This window comes from Marinirhabdus gelatinilytica, from assembly GCF_003353425.1.
In the GTDB taxonomy this organism is placed as follows: Bacteria; Bacteroidota; Bacteroidia; order Flavobacteriales; family Flavobacteriaceae; genus Marinirhabdus; species Marinirhabdus gelatinilytica.
Genome location: NZ_QRAO01000001.1, coordinates 574406 through 588860, shown reverse-complemented (window position 1 = coordinate 588860; position 14455 = coordinate 574406). Strand labels below are relative to the sequence as shown.

Below are 14455 nucleotides of genomic sequence, written 5' to 3'. Positions count from 1 at the left end.
TACAAATTGTCTTTTCTTTATAAGTGTATCAAAAGTAAAGGTTTACTTTCGTACTCGAAAAACTGTCGTAATTTTGTGAAATGAATAACAAAATATACCTCGGCCTAACGCTATTACTTTTACTGTTGGGCGGTTGCCGAAAACCCTTAGAAACCACCGCTAAGGAGATAACCCAAAAAGAACTGTCCGGTTGCCAAGAAGTTAGCTGTCCAGAAATAACCATTGAATACCTCAAAGTGAATGGCAAGACAGAAGCTTCAGAAAAAATCAATACCGAAATTGAAGATTTTGTCATCCAGTCGCTATATGTTGGCGAGGACGAGAGCGGAAGCACAGCCCCTACGATTGAAAAGGCCATGGAAGATTTTATAGCGTTGTACCGTACCCACAGTGCCGAATTCCCGGGCCTCTCTGCCGAATATTTTGCTGAAATTACCGTGCTGGAATCCTTCAACAATAAAGAATTACTTTCCGTGAGTTGCCGAAACTACTTGTATACGGGAGGGGCCCATGGGTATGGCATGGTGGTCTTTGAGAATTTTGACCCGAAATCCGGCGCATTGCTTGGCTATGAGGATGTTTTTCAAGATGTTTCAACATTTAGTGAGATTGCTGAAACACGTTTCAGAAAAGACCACGACATTCCGCAGCAAAACAGTATCAATGCTACAGGGTTCTGGTTTGAGGATGACACTTTTTACCTTCCTGAAACCTTTGGTATTTCCAAGGAGTTCGTCACCCTTCAGTACAACCAGTACGAGATCGCACCATACGCAGCAGGACCCATCGTGCTAGAAATCCCTATCTCCAAAATAGAAGATTTGCTGAAGGTTTCACTTAAATGATCTACATGGTGTCGAAGACATTTCCATGCTTACAAATTTCAGCTACGTTAATATTACTTTAAAAAGGTGAATAGATATTTAAAATGAATTTATTTTGTACTGAACAACCCTAAAGCCCACATCATGAAAAAAGTATATTATTTAAGTACTTGCGACACTTGTAAGCGCATTATGGACGAGATAAATATTCCCCAGTCCTTTATTACCCAGGACATAAAAACCCAAGGAATTACCGAAGATGAAGTGGAAGAGCTGTACAATATGACCGATAGTTATGAAGCCCTTTTCAACAAAAGAGCCCGCCTGTACAAAGAGCGAAAACTAAAGGACAAAAAATTGTTGGATGAGGATTATCTCAACCTGATCTTGGAACATTACACATTTTTAAAAAGACCCGTAATTGTAAATAACGACGAAATTTTTATAGGTAATAGCAAAAAAACCGTTGAGGCGGCCAAGAAATCGATTCACGGTAGCTAAAACAAACACACAGCTTGCCTGACTGTTATCCAACCAAACCCTGACAGGTTAAAAACCGTTTTATTTGAACCCACGACTACTCGCATTGCTCGCTGCCACGGCTGCCAGTACCATTTATGGTATTAATCACACTATTGCCAAGGGTTTAATGCCAGGGGTTATTGGCCCTTATGGCTTCATATTGCTACGGGTGAGCGGTGCCGCTTTGGTGTTCCTTGTCCTTAGCTTCTTTTATCCTTCTGAAAAAATTGACAAGCGAGACTGGCTTCGTTTTATAGCTTGTGCCGGTTTTGGAATGGTACTGAACATGAATATGTTCTTTAAGGGGCTGGAGCTTTCAACCCCTATAAATAGTAGTGTTGTTATTACAATTTCGCCAGTTTTATTGCTCATTCTCTCTGCTTTCATTCTCAAAGAGCGAGTTACTTGGCTCAAGGCCGTTGGGATAACCCTGGGCTTGGCTGGAGCGCTCACCCTTATTCTGTTTGGTGCCAAGACACAACCTAATGCCCCAAACATCCCGATGGGTAATTTGCTGTTTATTGTAAATGCAGCCTCCTATGCTTTTTATCTCATCTTGGTAAAGCCGTTAGTAGCAAAATACAACTCCATTACCTTGATGAAATATCTGTTTTTGATCGCCTTTTTTATAAACCTGCCCATAGGATTTTCACAATTTTCTGAAGTAAGCTGGGCTACCCTGGAATTTTCGGCTATTTGGAAGCTTGGCTTTGTAGTAGTGGGAACTACCGTACTTACGTATCTTTTCAACATTTTTGCGCTGAAGCAATTGAGTCCTTCAGTAATAGGGGTCTTTATGTATTTACAACCCCTTATTGCCGTTGCCTTTGCTATTGTGGTGGGGGCAGATTCGCTTTCGCCCATTCGGGTGGTAGCAGCGATTTTAATTTTTGCGGGTGTATTTCTCACGACACGAAAAAAGAAACCTCCCCATAACATTTCAGCAACAAAAAAATGAATTTAAAAGCGTACCTTTAAGGTTCTAATTTTTAAAACCTTACAATCATGAAAACCGAAGAAATAGCCAATAATCTTGTGAAATGGTGCAATGCTGGAGAAGAGCGCAAATGCTATGAACAATTGTACAGTCCAAATATCGTGAGCAAAGAGCAAGGTGGAGAGTTCCCCGTAGCCAAAGGAATGGAAGAAGTACAGAAAAAAGGCCAATGGTGGCAGGAAAACTTTGAGGTACACAGCAGTGAGACCAGTGATCCCATCGTGGCCGATAACTGGTTTGCCGTACGCCACACCATGGACACCACCCATAAACCCAGCGGCCAGCGCAGTACGATGAGCGAGGTTGGGGTGTATCAAGTACAAGACGGGAAAATTGTACAGGAAGAGTTCTTTTACGACAATCCTGGTGAATAACTATTCTAGATTTTCGGGCACCTGCCCATGACGGCGGGTGTCTTCTTTTGTGATGGTATAAAAATCTTCCGTCTTTTCCAATGTGTTCAGGTTATTGAGCAAAACTTCGGGCAAGGCTCTAAGTTTTCGCTCGGTGAGGTCTATCCAACCACCCATCATTTCGCAACGGGCCACATTTCGTCCTCTTTCATCATAAAAATTGTGGAGAAACGAAAAGTACATCCCATCTTCGCTAATCCCCTTCAGTTGCAATGAGACCTTTATGGGTTTGCCCGGGAACACTTCCTTGAAATAGAACATATGTTCGTAAAAAACCACGGGGCCAATGTTGTGTTGTACCATTTCAGTCTGGCCAAAACCATTTTCCAACATAAAGCTGAGACGGGTATGGCTCATATAGTTTATATAGGCACTGTTGGCCAAGTGACGGTTGGCATCTATATCGTTCCAACGGACTTCAAATTCTTTTGTATACATACATTATAGTTTGTGGGGTTGTTTAATTTTTATTTTAGAAATTTAAGCTGAATGACTATGCAGTACGAAACTTTTGGCGTCTTGAACAAATGAGATCACACGCTCGTACACGGCTTCGCTTTTTAGGTCGTGCTGTAATCCTTCAGTAATAAAAGTTTCTATTTCTTGATTGTTTGAAAGCGCTTCTTCAATAGGTTTGAATGGGGTAACAGCATCGGTCCTGTCATGGACCACCAGTACAGGATTATCTACGTTTCTGAAAAAATTTGCCAGTGTTATCTCTTGGTGTGGCACCTTCAGCACCGTAACAACCTTAGTGTCCAAATTTGCCATGGCTCTCTTAGAAAGACCCAACATTTTTATGAGATAATCGAAAATAGCATCCATTCCTGAGGGTGCTCCCATGATCACATATTTACGGATGGACACACTGGGATTCTCCAAAAACAAGTAGCTCACCGCCAAACTTCCCAAACTGTGGCACACCAGCGTGTTTACAGCCCCTATTTCTTGCAGGGCAGCAGCCACGGCCTTGCGGTACATCTCAATATGGAGACGGTTCCCCTTTGCATAACCATGTCCCGGAGCATCCAATGCATATACGGTAAAACGGTCCAGATCCAATAAATCTACATACGGTTTCCAACGCTGGCTATTGCTCATCCAGCCATGCAGTAACAAAATGCTTTCTGGACCAGTGCCCCATTTGTGTAACACTGCTGACTCGTTACCTACTTCCAGATATTGCTGGGTAGCCGTTTCCAAGAATGCTTTACCATTTTCTGAAATACCTACACGCTGCACCTTGGAAAGCAGATTAAAGGTAAACTTAGCGTTCCATTTTGGGAATAGTATTGCTGTACTGTTAATAAACTTGCCCAGGGCTTTTGTGGCTAATTTTTTCATAAGTATAGTTTGATACCAATCGGTATCTATAGTGTTAAATTTTTTTTAGATTGAAATTTCCTCAACCAATTTCTTTAAATGCTGAATGGTTTTTGTGATTGCGTCATCATTGCGTTCCAGTTTGCTCATCATAATGCCTCCTTCAAGAGTTGCAATAAAGATGGTAGCGTAAAATACTGAATCCGTCTCTGGTCTCACCTGCCCGTTTTTAATACCATTTTCGGTGATTTTTTGTAACGATGCCTTAAGCTGTGCCAGCATATTATAGGTTTGCTGGCGCAGGGGTGAGTTGGTATCGTCTGCTTCAACGGCAGCATTCATTAAGGGGCATCCTCCCTTGTAGAGAGGTGTGTGCATATACTCTTCAAAGAAAGCAAAGGTAGCTTCCATCTTAGATTGAAAATTAGGAGCTAGTTTAATTTTTTCGCCAAGTTCGGTAAACATCAATTTTCCCAGACTGCGTAACGCCTGTTTTTCCAGATGGCCTTTACTTTCAAAATGACGGTAAATAGCCCCTTTGGTCAAACCGGTTGCCTTGGTGATATCGCTTATGGAAGTTGCCTTGTATCCTTGGGTATTGAACAGGTTGGCACTCTCCTTCAGTATTAATTGTTTTGTGGTTTCTGCATTTCGCATACGCAAAGATACCGATTGGTATCTAAATATCAAAATATCCTGAATATAAAAACCTCAAGGATCTTCCAGACCTTTGAGGTTTAGTGAAAAATTACAATATTCTATAATTGAACCATACCACCATCCACTTGGATATCGTGTCCCGTGATATAACTGGCATCGTCACTCGCCAAAAATGCTACGGTTTTGGCAATTTCCTTGGCCTCTCCAAAACGCCTCATAGGTACTTGTTGCTTGATTTGCTCCTTCATGTTCTCTTTTTGTTCGTCTGGCAACCCTGCCTCATTGTAAAAATTGGTCCCAATTGGGCCTGGGCTTATAGAGTTTACGCGAATTTTATTTCCTTTTAATTCATTGGCGTAACTTTTTGAGATGTGTTTTACTGCACTTTTTGCAGCACTATATACGGCTCCACCGTCCATTGCCATATCGGTTACAATACTTGCATTAAAGATTATATTACTTCCCTCCTTCATTAATGGCAACGTTTTCTGAGCCGTAAAGAAGCCTCCCTTTGCCAAGGTATTGAATTGGTTATCCCATTCTTCCTGGGTAGTTTCCGTTACGGGGCTAAATCCAGCAAATCCTGCATTAACAAACAATACATCAACTTGGTCTGTGTGGTTAGTAAGCTTACTGGTGAGGTTCTCTATATCCTGCCACTTTCCTGCATCACTCACAAAGCCTTTGGCATTTTCGCCCAATTCTTTTTCGGTTTTTTCTACATTTTCTTGTTTGCGGCTGGTAAAGATCACCTTTGCACCTTGGTCCAAGAATTCCTTGGCGGTGGCCTTACCTATCCCACTGGTTCCTCCCGTGATGAATATTGTTTTTCCTTCAAATTTATTCATAGCTTCTTTTTTTGTTTGTTATTATATCCTAATACAACTATTTGTTGTTATGTATGATAATATCGAAACTAGGGCATCAAAAAAAATAATTTAGAAAAGATTGTGAGCATGTGTTACAATAGTCCTAAAAAAGGTGCCATCTTGAAGCTAATAAAGGGTTGTTCTATACAATAGTAAACTTGTATTTTAGCTGTTCTGTTTTACAGCACATTTATGCCCAATGTATTTTCACCATATAAAGCAAAAGGTCTTTTTAAAAATGGCCATTTTGCAACGATCTATTCGGCCAAGCTACGGCCTGTGCCAAGGGTATTGCAAAAAAGGGAACGGCTAGAATTGAGCGATGGTGATTTTATAGATGTAGATTGGTCCTATTCTAGAGATAAGAGCCATAAAGTAGCCATCCTCTTGCACGGGCTGGAGGGCAACGCCCAAAGGGTCTATATAAAAGGACAAGCAAAGGTTTTGACAGAGAATGGCTGGGATATTGCAGCAATGAACCACCGGGGCTGTAGCGGCGAAGATAACAGACTGTACCTATCTTATAATTCTGGAAGGACAGATGATCTCACCGAACTTATAGACCACATATTGCAATGTTACGATTATAAAGAAATTACATTAATTGGGTTTAGCTTGGGAGGCAACGTGCTGCTAAAATACCTGGGTGAACGGGACAACTTACCTGCACAGGTAAAAAGTGGAGTCGCCATTTCTGCTCCCCTTTACCTGCGAGGTGCTTTGGAACAACTCATTAAATTTGAAAACCTAGTGTATAGTAAGACCTTTATTAAAGACCTCCGAAAAAAATACAAAAGGAAAATGCCCAATTTTCCGGATGCGATGAATGCCGGAGAATTGAGCAAGATTCAAAACTTGTTGGATTTTGATAACCTGTACACGGCCAAAGCACATGGTTTCAAGGATGCGTATGATTATTATGAACAAAGTAGTAGCCTACAGTATTTACCCAAGATAATGGTGCCCGTGCTTATTTTAAATGCTAAGAATGACAGTTTTTTATCGCAAGAATGCTATCCCTATGGAATTGCAAATAACCATAAGAATATTTATCTTGAAACTCCCAAACATGGGGGACATGTTGGATTTCATGAAACCAATAGGGTATATTATTCAGAAAAAAGAACAGTAGAGTTTATAAATGGACAATGAATCGCAACTTTGGGTTGGCCTTGGCTATATAGCTTTTATGGTACTGCTGGCCTATATTTTCAAGAAAAATCCGCCCAAGAAAATAAATTGGTTATATGGCTACCGCACAAAACGATCTATGGCCAACGAAAAAGTATGGCGGGCCGCAAATGACTATAGCTTATCCACTATGTTCATTTGGCAGCTGTATTGCTTGGGGCTTCCTCTCTTTGGGTATTTTCTATACCCGAAGCATAATCTTTTAGTAAGTATTATTATACATACCATAGTTATCGTTGCCATAATCCCAGCTACCGAAGTGTACCTCAACAAATATTTCGACAAAAAGGGAAACCCTAAGTAAAGTAGCAAAGGGTTACAAATGCGTATCTTTGCACCAAATCTTGACGTATGATCCAATCCATGACCGGTTACGGGAAGCATATCATCCAGCTTGCCACCAAAAAAATAACAGTAGAGATAAAATCGCTCAACAGTAAAAATCTGGACATAAATGCCCGGGTGCCTTCGTCATATCGTGAAAAGGAGCTAGAGATTCGGAATTTGTTGGCAAACTCCCTAAAACGAGGAAAGGTAGATTTTAACCTTTATATTGAGATGACGGGAGAAGAAACCACTACCAAGGTGAACCAAGCCGTAGTGAACGAATATATTAACCAATTAAAAGCAGTGGTAAATGGCGATGAGACCGAGCTCCTCAAAATGGCCGTACGCATGCCCGATGCCCTAAAGACTGAACGCGAAGAGATTGACGAAGGTGAGTTTGCTGAAATTTTAAAAGCAGTCCAAACTGCGCTGAAAGAAATAAATACTTACCGAACTGATGAAGGCGAAGTATTGAATAAAGACTTTTTGGAGCGAATAGACGCTATTGAAAGGTTGCTCAATGAAGTGATTGCGATAGACGCCACCAGAATAGAAAATGTAAAAGAACGATTGCGCAATGCCGTGAGCGAATTGGAAGAAAAAGTGGACGAAAACCGCTTTGAGCAAGAACTTATCTATTATCTTGAAAAATACGACATCACCGAAGAAAAAGTAAGACTTCAAAACCACTTGAATTATTTTCGGGAAGCCATAAACTCTAAGGATAGTAACGGAAAGAAATTAGGCTTCATCTCTCAAGAAATAGGTCGGGAGATCAACACCATAGGCTCCAAGAGCAATTTTGCCCCAATGCAGCAACTCGTGGTACAAATGAAGGACGAACTCGAAAAAATAAAAGAACAGGCACTCAATGTACTGTAAAAAAGTTGATTGAGTTTTTAGGTTACTGAGTTGAGTGCCTTTACTTGTACACTCAGTCTCTTGGTTAATATAAATGTTTAAAAAAATAGAACGCTCAATTTTACAGAATTGAAAATATGACAACATCACAAAAAGGAGGAAAACTTATAGTATTCTCAGCACCTTCGGGAAGTGGCAAAACTACCATTGTACGCCATTTGCTGAGTGTAGAGGAACTTAATCTGGAATTCTCCGTCTCTGCAACCTCAAGAGCTCCACGAGGAGAAGAAGAGCACGGGAAAGACTACTATTTCTTATCCATAGAGGATTTTAAGCAAAAGATGAAAAATGATGAATTCCTGGAGTGGGAAGAAGTGTACCGCGACAACTTCTACGGGACCCTTTATAGCGAAGTAGAACGTATTTGGGCAAAAGGAAAGAACGTTATTTTTGATATTGATGTAGTGGGGGGCCTTCGCATTAAAAAGAAATATCCCGAACGTACACTAGCAGTTTTCATAAAACCCCCTAGTGTAGAAGAGCTGAAGATACGCTTAAAAAAACGCTCTACCGAAAGTGAGGAAAAGATAAACATACGCATAGCTAAAGCGAGTGTAGAGATGGCCACGGCACCACGCTTCGATTTTATAATCGAGAACGACGATTTGCAGCACGCGCTTGAAGAAGCTGAAGACTTAGTGGCAGAGCACATCGCAAAACCCATTTTTAACGATGTCACCGAAGAAGAATAAAAAGATAGGCCTCTATTTTGGTACTTTTAACCCAATCCATGTAGGGCACCTTACCATTGCAAACCATATGGTAGAGTTTGGTGGTCTTGACGAGGTGTGGATGGTGGTTACCCCACACAACCCACATAAGAAGAAAAGTACCTTGTTGGACAATCACCACCGCATTGCTATGGTAGATATTGCGCTGGAAGAATATCCCAAAATCAAATCCAGTAAAGTAGAGTTCGACCTTCCGCAACCAAACTATACCGTAAACACACTTGCTGTGCTGGATGAAAAGTATCCCCGGCAGCAATTCTGCCTCATTATGGGTGAGGACAATTTAAAGAACCTTCACAAATGGAAAAACTACGAGGTTATCCTGGATCGGTATGAAATCTTTGTGTACCCAAGGGTGAACACCCCCCTAGCCCCCCTCAAGGGGGAAACTACTGGTAAATCCCACCCTGAAGGAGCCAAGGGAGTGTCTGCTGAACATCCAACTATACGTTTGGTAAAAGCCCCCATTATGGAGCTTTCTTCTACATTTATCAGGAAAGCAATCAAAGAAGACAAGAACATCCGTCCCATGCTCCCACAGAATGTTTGGGAATATCTGGATGAGATGAATTTCTATAGGTAGTCCTTGCGTTAGGGATTGAAGCAAAGTACCGTGTACTGCTGAAAGCCCGACCGAGCGACCGCTCGGGAACGTCCAAATAAAAAACCGCCCCTACATTCAAGATCGAATTTCGGGGCGGTCATAACCAACCAAAAAAGTTTTCAATATTTTATAGTTCTCTAAACCCGCTTGTGGGTCTATATGGAAGAGATTTTCTTCATTTTCTTTTCTATTGTAGCTTTGGGAATTCTTAATTTGCCCCTTCCACTCTTGTATTCAATATACCCTCTGCCCTTAAAGGTGTAGACTGTTCCCGATGTTTCATGGAACAATTCTATGGTGTTGTCATTTATAACGTTCAATTCAAAGTATTCATTGCCCAGATAATCGTAATCGAGTGTTAAATATTTCAAATAAGCATTTCCGGGCACATCGTCTACATTATAAACCCCTGTGTAATACCAGTATAGGTTATACACGTTGCTTCCCACAGGATCCTGAGAGCTCTGGAAATTCCCATCACCTCCACCGGGCAAGAACTGAAGGAAATGCTCGTAATCAAATTCGTTAGGAGCGCCGCCCATGGTCGAAAATTTTTCCCAAGCAGTATATTCCTGGACAAAATAATGTATGTTCTCGTAGAACAAGAGGTCGTAGTCAAAATTGCTTCTTTGGTACCCGACCAAAACATAGCGGAGCCCTAGATCTGGGTTGTAGAGTTCTATTTCGGTATCGTTCAATTGGGTAACATCAAAGGTTACAAATCCGTCTATATCGTGCGAAATATCCAATACAAAATCGTACGCATCGTAAAATCCTACCGGTATCCCAAAGCCGTACCCTTGGTCACCTATGCCCACCAAGTTGTTGTTTGCCAACACATCGCCATTCCTAAAGGAAAGCGTAAAGGCTATTTGCATAAAAGGAATTTGTCCAGAAGCATTGGAGCGGTTTATGTCCACATACCATAGCTCGTAGGTATTGAGCAGCTGGTTTAATGTAATGGATGGGGCTGGATCTATATAGGGATCTTCCACTACCACCACCTCTTCTACGTGACAGGAAACAAATACTGTTGCCAAAAGGGCAAAACCAAATAAAATTTTCAAGACTCTCATAACCGTTCGTTTTATGCTTCAGAACTAAATACTGAAGGCGATTGATGGTTACAGAAAATCTAAAAACGTGCCAAAGTTTTATTAAATTGAATTTCAGCGTTTTACCTAGCCTTTTATTTTCCGTATTTTAGTCATCCCTTAATGCCCTGCACATGGGCAGTAAGGCTTAAATGAATATATGATTGCTGAAATGTAATTAAAACAATACACTATGACCAACCAACCAAAATTTGCTGTAATTGGAGGCGGGAGCTGGGCCACGGCCATTGTAAAGATGCTCTGTGAAAACCTTGAAGAAGTGGGTTGGTACATGCGTAGTGTGTATGCACTGGAGCATATAAAAAAAGAACAGCACAATCCCAACTATCTGTCTTCGGTAGAGTTTCATCCCGAAAAGCTGAAATTGAGCAACGATATTAACGAGATGGTCGCTTATGCCGATTATCTTGTATTCGTGATTCCTTCAGCATTTATACATTCCGAACTAGGAAAATTGACCGAATCCCTTGAGGGTAAGGTTATTTTTTCGGCCATAAAGGGGATAGTCCCTGAAAGTAGCTTGATCGTAGGGGACCATTTTTACACACATTACAAGATACCTTTCAAAAATATTGGTGTGATCACCGGTCCCTGTCATGCAGAAGAAGTTGCACTGGAACGTCTCTCCTATCTCACCATTGCCTGTGCAGATAATGAAAAAGCCGAAATCGTGGCAAATGCCCTACGGTGCGATTACATAAAATGTACCACTAGCGACGACATTATTGGTGCCGAATATGCTGCTATGCTCAAGAACATTTATGCACTTGCTGCGGGGATTGCCCATGGGTTGGGGTACGGTGACAACTTTCAGAGTGTGTTGATGAGCAATGCCATACGGGAGATGAAGCGCTATGTAAAAAGGGTTCATAAAATGAAACGGGACATTAACGGTTCTGCTTATTTAGGAGATTTGTTGGTAACGGGTTACTCCACCTTTAGCCGAAACCGTCTCTTCGGAAACATGATCGGGAAAGGCTATACCGTAAAAAGTGCACAGATGGAAATGAACATGGTGGCCGAAGGCTATTATGCCACCAAAAGTGCCTACGAGCTAAACCAGGCCAAAAAGAAAAAGAAAGCCAAAACTCCTATTATAAATGCAGTCTACAGCATTTTATATGAAGGAAAAGATCCTAAAAAAGTGATGGAAAAATTAACGGAAAAGTTAAATTAAATCACCTAGCCAATACCCCTTTTTCCCCTAAAACAGGAAGGTCCACAGCATTGTCTCGGGTAATTGAAAACCGTGGTAACTCAAAGCGTTTGTCGTACATTTTGTTATCCAAAAAGTAGGTGATGGTAAAAAAGTTGTCCAGTTTAAAAACACTCTCATCTATATATTCCAGCTTGGCAAATCCTTTGGCGGGAACCACGGCAATGGATTTTCGCATGGGAGCCGTCATATCCTTTTCATCATATCCCTGCATCACCACCAAAACGGTGTCTATAGGTGCATTCCCGTTATTGATTAGGTATATGTTCCAGTCGTGGGTATTGTATTCTTCATTAAATTCGTAAACCGCTGCTACGTAAACATCCTTAACCACAGGTATTTCAATATCCCTCTTCATATTATTTTTTTGAAAATCCAACCATAAAGGTTGCTCAGTGATCTTTAACGAAAGTATGGGTTTATATTACAATTGCACCTAAGTAAACAAGGCTAATCTGCACTTTTGAACTGCTCCAAGAAACGAATATCGTTCTCGCTCAACATCCTAATGTCTGGAATTTGGTGCAACAAAAGTGCAATACGGTCTATCCCCATTCCGAAGGCAAAACCTGAATATTCACTACTGTCAATGCCGCAATTTTCCAGCACATTGGGATCTACCATACCGCAACCCATGATTTCCAGCCAGCCCGTCCCCTTGGTCATTTTATAATCGGTTTCGGTTTCAAGTCCCCAGTAAACATCTACTTCGGCACTTGGTTCGGTGAAGGGAAAATACGAAGGGCGCAATCTAATTTTTGACTTTCCGAAGAGCTCAGTAGTAAAATATTGTAAGGTTTGCTTTAAATCTGCAAAGCTCACACCCTTGTCCACGTACAAACCTTCTACTTGATGGAAAAAACAATGCGACCTAGCAGAGATAGCTTCGTTTCTATACACGCGCCCCGGGGAAATGGTACGTATGGGAGGTTTGTTGTTTTCCATATAACGCACCTGTACCGAAGAGGTGTGCGTACGCAGCAGTACGTCAGGGTTGGTCTGTATAAAAAACGTGTCCTGCATGTCACGTGCTGGGTGATATTCGGGTAAATTAAGGGCTGTAAAATTGTGCCAGTCATCTTCAATTTCAGGACCTTCAGAAACATTAAAACCTATTCGTGAAAAGATGTTCACGATTTTGTTCTTCACAATAGAGATAGGATGGCGGGACCCTAACTGGAAAGGTTCTCCAGGGCGGGAAAGGTCTCCATAAACCCCTTTGGTTTCTTCGGTATTCTCTAGGGCTTCCTTTAGGGTGTTTACTTTATCCTGGGCTTTACTTTTAAGCGTGTTTATAGTTTGTCCAAATTCCTTTTTTTGTTCGTTGGGAACGTTCTTGAATTCAGCAAAAAAATCTTTCAGCAATCCTTTTTGCCCCAAATATTTAATACGAAACTGCTCTATCTCGTCTGGATTGGTCGTGTTGAACGCTTCAACTTGGGCAATATGTTCTTTAATCTTCTCTATCATATTTCGGTTACGCACACAATTTATGAACGTTTTAATTTATGAATGGGCAAAATTACGGAAACTCCACAAAACTTACCGCATTGCGGTGTTGGGAATTATATACTTGGGTTAGGATATCACTTCATTCTCAATAAAATACTGAACAATGGCTTCTTTCATCAAAACAGCTTGTTCTCCAGCTTTTAATGGCGGTAATTGTTCCAGCACTTTGTAATGTGGCCAGCCCTGTTCATCATAAAAATCGAACTCATAATACCCAAATGGCTCCAGTAAGCGGCAAATGGCAATATGCATGAGGTTTATTTTTTCATCTTTTTTGAACTTACGGTGCAACTGCCCCAGCTCTTGTACCCCAACCAAGTAGATAATGGCATCCAGATCCAGAGGCTCCCCATCGGCAAAGCGGTTGCTCAACTGCGATACCAGTGCCTCCCAGCGTTCTTTCAAAATTTGGTCCCTTGCCATAGTGTATGCCTAACTTGTTTTTTTCTATACTACAAAGGTACGCCCTCTTGCTGAAAATTAAACGCTTCAAACTACTATTCTAAGCATTTGTTATCTTTACTCGATAATCGGGGTTTAATACTCCTAGGGTTGTCTCTAAAAATAATTAATTTCCAACGGATACCTTGTGGGCATGCCCTGAGGTAGTTCACTTAAACTGAAAATTTATGAACACCATAGATGTTGTATTGGGTATCATCCTCCTTATTGCTCTTGTAGTAGGGTTTAGAAAAGGACTTTTTGTCGCCCTGGCAAGTTTGATAGGGGTAATTCTTGGTGTTTATTGTGCCGTATATTTTTCTGGTTTTGCCGCAGGTTACATTGCTGGATGGACAGACTGGAACGAGCAAACAGTGAACCTCACAGCCTTTGCGGCCACGTTTTTAATTGTTGTACTGCTAATATCGCTCGCGGGAAAAGCACTCACCAAAATAGCCGATTTTGCTGCACTGGGCATCGTGAACAAGCTCTTGGGTGCTGTTTTTAATGTGCTGAAATTTGCCTTAATCATAAGTGTAGTGTTTATGTTCGTGAATGCATCACCTTCCTTTTCAATCCTTTCAGAAGAAAAAAGAGAGGATTCGGTTTTATATACCCCCGTTGCAAGTTTGGCCCCATTGATTGTGCCTTACATACTGAAGGGAGTTGACGGTTTTGAAACTGAAGAAGAAACATCCCAACCAGAGGAGATTTCGGAAGAGAAAAAAAGATAACCAAAAGGTATCTCGTGATCTCTGTATAGGCTTAGCCAAGGACTATGACATGTTG

At 41.2% G+C, this 14455-nt stretch carries 19 protein-coding genes; 11 read left to right on the top strand and 8 right to left on the bottom strand.

Annotated elements, in window-relative coordinates:
* Window positions 1-80: 80 nt before the first annotated feature.
* The 4 genes from C8D94_RS02635 (at window position 81) to C8D94_RS02620 (ending at window position 2717) form a co-directional block, all read left to right on the top strand.
* The gene (locus C8D94_RS02635; RefSeq protein ID WP_115122342.1) at window positions 81-845 is read left to right on the top strand and encodes a DUF3298 and DUF4163 domain-containing protein; all 765 of its coding nucleotides are present in this window, start codon (window positions 81-83) and stop codon (window positions 843-845) included.
* 123 nt (window positions 846-968) lie between these two features.
* Window positions 969-1325 carry an arsenate reductase family protein gene (locus C8D94_RS02630; RefSeq protein WP_115122341.1) on the top strand — a complete coding sequence of 119 codons (357 nt, stop codon included), beginning with the start codon at window positions 969-971 and terminating at the stop codon, window positions 1323-1325.
* Window positions 1326-1389: 64 nt separating this feature from the next.
* Window positions 1390-2304 carry a DMT family transporter gene (locus tag C8D94_RS02625; protein ID WP_115122340.1) on the top strand — a complete coding sequence of 305 codons (915 nt, stop codon included), beginning with the start codon at window positions 1390-1392 and terminating at the stop codon, window positions 2302-2304.
* A 47-nt stretch (window positions 2305-2351) separates the two neighbouring features.
* On the top strand, window positions 2352-2717 hold the full coding sequence (locus C8D94_RS02620) for a nuclear transport factor 2 family protein (RefSeq protein ID WP_115122339.1): 366 nt from the start codon (window positions 2352-2354) through the stop codon (window positions 2715-2717).
* On the opposite strand, the gene C8D94_RS02615 is transcribed toward C8D94_RS02620, so the two are convergent.
* The 4 genes from C8D94_RS02615 to C8D94_RS02600 form a co-directional block, all read right to left on the bottom strand.
* Window positions 2718-3194, bottom strand: a complete 477-nt coding sequence (locus C8D94_RS02615; RefSeq protein ID WP_115122338.1) for an acyl-CoA thioesterase — start codon at window positions 3192-3194, stop codon at window positions 2718-2720. It lies immediately after the preceding gene.
* 42 nt (window positions 3195-3236) lie between these two features.
* Window positions 3237-4100 carry an alpha/beta hydrolase gene (locus C8D94_RS02610; protein WP_115122337.1) on the bottom strand — a complete coding sequence of 288 codons (864 nt, stop codon included), beginning with the start codon at window positions 4098-4100 and terminating at the stop codon, window positions 3237-3239.
* A 45-nt stretch (window positions 4101-4145) separates the two neighbouring features.
* Window positions 4146-4736 carry a TetR/AcrR family transcriptional regulator gene (locus C8D94_RS02605; protein WP_115122336.1) on the bottom strand — a complete coding sequence of 197 codons (591 nt, stop codon included), beginning with the start codon at window positions 4734-4736 and terminating at the stop codon, window positions 4146-4148.
* A gap of 101 nt (window positions 4737-4837) precedes the next feature.
* The gene (locus tag C8D94_RS02600; protein ID WP_115122335.1) at window positions 4838-5587 is read right to left on the bottom strand and encodes an SDR family oxidoreductase; all 750 of its coding nucleotides are present in this window, start codon (window positions 5585-5587) and stop codon (window positions 4838-4840) included.
* A gap of 213 nt (window positions 5588-5800) precedes the next feature.
* Here C8D94_RS02600 and C8D94_RS02595 point away from each other — a divergent pair, with 213 nt between their 5' ends.
* The 5 genes from C8D94_RS02595 (at window position 5801) to nadD (ending at window position 9361) form a co-directional block, all read left to right on the top strand.
* Complete coding sequence (locus tag C8D94_RS02595) at window positions 5801-6760, top strand: YheT family hydrolase (RefSeq protein WP_115122334.1); 960 nt, start codon at window positions 5801-5803, stop codon at window positions 6758-6760.
* Complete coding sequence (locus C8D94_RS02590) at window positions 6750-7103, top strand: SdpI family protein (RefSeq protein ID WP_115122333.1); 354 nt, start codon at window positions 6750-6752, stop codon at window positions 7101-7103. The genes C8D94_RS02595 and C8D94_RS02590 overlap by 11 nt, the downstream gene beginning before the upstream one ends.
* 47 nt (window positions 7104-7150) lie before the next feature.
* On the top strand, window positions 7151-8008 hold the full coding sequence (locus C8D94_RS02585; protein ID WP_115122332.1) for a YicC/YloC family endoribonuclease: 858 nt from the start codon (window positions 7151-7153) through the stop codon (window positions 8006-8008).
* A gap of 116 nt (window positions 8009-8124) precedes the next feature.
* Window positions 8125-8739 (top strand): guanylate kinase, encoded by a 615-nt coding sequence (gene gmk / locus C8D94_RS02580; RefSeq protein ID WP_115122331.1) that lies wholly within the window; start codon window positions 8125-8127, stop codon window positions 8737-8739.
* Window positions 8720-9361 carry a nicotinate (nicotinamide) nucleotide adenylyltransferase gene (gene nadD, locus C8D94_RS02575; RefSeq protein ID WP_115122330.1) on the top strand — a complete coding sequence of 214 codons (642 nt, stop codon included), beginning with the start codon at window positions 8720-8722 and terminating at the stop codon, window positions 9359-9361. The genes gmk and nadD overlap by 20 nt, the downstream gene beginning before the upstream one ends.
* Before the next feature lie 176 nt (window positions 9362-9537).
* Here nadD and C8D94_RS02570 read toward each other — a convergent pair whose 3' ends face one another.
* Window positions 9538-10458, bottom strand: coding sequence for a nicotinic acid mononucleotide adenyltransferase (locus tag C8D94_RS02570; protein ID WP_115122329.1), 921 nt, complete (start codon window positions 10456-10458; stop codon window positions 9538-9540).
* Between the two features lie 211 nt (window positions 10459-10669).
* Here C8D94_RS02570 and C8D94_RS02565 point away from each other — a divergent pair, with 211 nt between their 5' ends.
* Window positions 10670-11674 carry an NAD(P)H-dependent glycerol-3-phosphate dehydrogenase gene (locus C8D94_RS02565; RefSeq protein WP_115122328.1) on the top strand — a complete coding sequence of 335 codons (1005 nt, stop codon included), beginning with the start codon at window positions 10670-10672 and terminating at the stop codon, window positions 11672-11674.
* Between the two features lies 1 nt (window position 11675).
* Here C8D94_RS02565 and C8D94_RS02560 read toward each other — a convergent pair whose 3' ends face one another.
* The 3 genes from C8D94_RS02560 to C8D94_RS02550 all read right to left on the bottom strand — a co-directional run bounded on the left by C8D94_RS02560 (window position 11676) and on the right by C8D94_RS02550 (window position 13648).
* Window positions 11676-12071 carry a hypothetical protein gene (locus C8D94_RS02560; RefSeq protein ID WP_115122327.1) on the bottom strand — a complete coding sequence of 132 codons (396 nt, stop codon included), beginning with the start codon at window positions 12069-12071 and terminating at the stop codon, window positions 11676-11678.
* 92 nt (window positions 12072-12163) lie between these two features.
* Complete coding sequence (pheS, locus tag C8D94_RS02555; protein ID WP_115122326.1) at window positions 12164-13183, bottom strand: phenylalanine--tRNA ligase subunit alpha; 1020 nt, start codon at window positions 13181-13183, stop codon at window positions 12164-12166.
* Between the two features lie 108 nt (window positions 13184-13291).
* Entirely contained in the window at window positions 13292-13648 is a 357-nt protein-coding gene (locus tag C8D94_RS02550; RefSeq protein WP_115122325.1) for a hypothetical protein, read from the bottom strand.
* A 206-nt stretch (window positions 13649-13854) separates the two neighbouring features.
* Here C8D94_RS02550 and C8D94_RS02545 point away from each other — a divergent pair, with 206 nt between their 5' ends.
* Entirely contained in the window at window positions 13855-14400 is a 546-nt protein-coding gene (locus tag C8D94_RS02545) for a CvpA family protein (protein WP_115122324.1), read from the top strand.
* Window positions 14401-14455 lie beyond the last annotated feature (55 nt).